Source organism: Micrococcus lylae, from assembly GCF_900163825.1.
Lineage (GTDB): Bacteria > Actinomycetota > Actinomycetes > Actinomycetales > Micrococcaceae > Micrococcus > Micrococcus lylae.
This window is the reverse complement of the sequence record NZ_FUKP01000010.1, coordinates 1-1,443: the sequence shown is the minus strand read 5'-3', so window position 1 is coordinate 1,443 and position 1,443 is coordinate 1. Positions and strand designations below refer to the sequence as shown.

Genomic DNA, 1,443 nt, shown 5'->3' with positions numbered 1-1,443 from the left:
CGCTCCATGCCCTGCTCACTCATCCATCGTCCTTCCATCCAGGCGCGCTGATCACGTGCCATGCACCGTGGCGGATTCCATCGGTGAGTGCAACAGATCTTCCGGGGCCCACCAGGAAGGTCTGTCGTACTCACCATGGCCGCAATCTCTCGTGCTGCTTCGAAGCGGCTGCGTCTGCAAGTGCTTGATCTGATGCTCGCCGGGGGCACCTCGAAGTCCGTGGCCGAGCAGGTCGGAGTCTCCGGTACTTCCGTGCGCCGCCGGCGCCGAGCTGGGCGTGGACCCGGCCGGCACTGGACGACGACGGTCCCGCCCCCGATGCCCATCGACACCTGGTGGACGGGCTCCTCGGGCTCGAGCCAGGTGTACTGGAGGGTCCTCGCCTGCGTGCCGAGCCGCGGGGAGCCGCACATGCAGTTCTCCGGGCACAGGCCAGTCTTCGGGGGACCAGGCAGTAGCGCGTGACGGTCCGGTCGAAGGGACACTCCCGCAGGTGGAAGGCGGCGACGATGGAGAAGGTCGCCGCGTCCGTGGCCTCCAGGACGGCAGGGGCCTCATCGACGGTGGGCACGTGACCATCCTCAGTCCGGTCCGCAAGCTCCATGGCCAGCATGGCAGCAGGATCATCGAGCACTGTCCATCAGCGTGTATCACCGTCCTCGGAGGCAGTCGTCGCAGCGATCGACTCCTGCAACGCGGCGTAGAAGATCCCTGGCACGACCGGAACGGCCCTCGAGCTCCGTTCACCTCGGATCACTGCGAACGGCGGACCCCCGTAAGGCTGCATCCACTCCGCGGCCACATGGTCCTCGCGGTCTCTCCATACCCACCAGTCCCGCGGACGCCGCAGCAGATCCTGCGCCGCAGACGTGCCCGCCACCGCCGACCATCCGCCCTCATCGGCGCCGACGACGCACTCTGCCTCGAACACCGCGTCCCTCAACCACTCCACTCGCACGCCTGTGCTCTCCAGTGCCAAGGGAACTGCAACGGCCACCGGAACGGTCGCGACTCGGCGCACCGGCGACGAACCGGGACCGCCGTTCTCCACAGTGACCACCACGGCCTCGTCCCCGCCCGCCAGACAGATCTCGACATGACACTCATGCCCGTCCCGCACACCCCGTCCACTGAGGAGCGGCGCACGCTGCTCGATCAAAGCGGCCTGAGTCGACGAGATCTCATCGGACCACAGCTTCGACGGCACTAGGTCTTCAGGTGTGCTGAGACGCTCCACCTGGGCCGGTACCAGATCCTGCTCGGTCACCACCGTCTCCGGCGTGAGGTCCTGCATCGCGTGCGGTAAACGCGGCCACGTCAATGCGTCCGGACGGTCAGAGCCATGGACCGGGCGGACACGACGGGCGAGGTCGTCGCATTGGGATCCCTGTCGCGCGTCAGACTTAGTGGCAGGGCCGTTATGTAGGTCCTGAAGGAGAGTCA

General features: G+C 66.9%; 1 protein-coding gene. It reads right to left on the bottom strand.

From position 1 onward, the window contains the following. Positions 1-640: 640 nt before the first annotated feature. On the bottom strand, positions 641-1,294 hold the full coding sequence (locus tag FM125_RS01505; RefSeq protein WP_087133417.1) for a hypothetical protein: 654 nt from the start codon (positions 1,292-1,294) through the stop codon (positions 641-643). Positions 1,295-1,443: the final 149 nt, after the last annotated feature.

Excerpts from the sequence above, each read along its gene's own strand:
- FM125_RS01505 (WP_087133417.1), bottom strand. The coding sequence starts at position 1,294 with ATGCAGGACCTCACGCCGGAGACGGTGGTGACCGAGCAGGATCTGGTA.